Below are 873 nucleotides of genomic sequence, written 5' to 3' on the forward strand. Positions count from 1 at the left end.
GATGCGGCACCGAGTCGAACACGTACGGCAGGCACAGCGCCTGGGTCAGCGGAAAGGTGTTGTTCAACGCGCCCGAATACACCCGGGTGATGTCGATGGCGCCAAAGCGCGCCATGTCGATCGCCTCGGATTCGCGGCCCAGCTGGCCGGAGTGGTACTGGCGCAGCTTGAGCCGGCCGTTGCTGCGTTGCTCCAGCTGCTTGCCGAACCACCGCACCGCCTCCACGGTGGGGTAGTCGCCGACATGCACGTCGGTGGCGGTCAGCAACTGCCCGCCGGGAATCGGCGTGGTGGCACCCGCGCCCAGCCAGGGGCCGGCCGCGGCGGCACCGAGCCCGGCACCGAGGAAATGTCTGCGTGTGATCATTGGCGCCCTCCCAAGCGTCTGGTCACTGGGTCCGGCGTTACTTGGCGGACACAGCCGTACAGGAAATGTCGCCGATGCCGGCGAAGCGAATCAGGGCATGCTGTCCCACTTCGATGTCATGGATACCGGTGGCATTGCCCGTGGCGATGAGATCACCGCGCTTGAGCGGACGCCCGCGCAGGGCCGAACGACTGAGCGCAAATGCGTAGGCCGCGCGCAAGCCGCCCGGCAGCGTGGTGGCCCCGCCGGTGCCGACCAGCTGGTCGTCAATCAGGGTTTCGGCGGTCAGCGCAGATTCGTCGCGCGCCAGCCAATCGGTCACTTCCGGGCCCAGGATCAGGCCGTTGTTGTTGCCGAAGTCGGAGATCACCACGCGCGGGCCCAGCTTGTTGATGGTCGCCAGCGGGCTGCTGGCGATTTCCACGCCGATGAACAGCGTGGCCGGCAGCTGCGCCGCCTGGTCAGGAGTGAAGTGGGTCTGCTCGGCCGGCGCGTCCGCGTCCAGG

General features: G+C 67.9%; 1 protein-coding gene and 1 pseudogene. Both read right to left on the reverse strand.

Going from position 1 to position 873, the window contains the following annotated elements; all coding sequences use genetic code 11:
* The coding region (gene dctP, locus AC1KVE_RS21005; RefSeq protein ID WP_481093118.1) for a TRAP transporter substrate-binding protein DctP at positions 1-367 on the reverse strand (367 nt) is incomplete at its 3' end.
* A gap of 37 nt (positions 368-404) precedes the next feature.
* Positions 405-873 (reverse strand): annotated as a pseudogene (locus AC1KVE_RS21010) (2-keto-4-pentenoate hydratase); the annotation flags it as partial.

The sequence above is a fragment of the Xanthomonas sp. NCPPB 2864 genome (assembly GCF_056675615.1).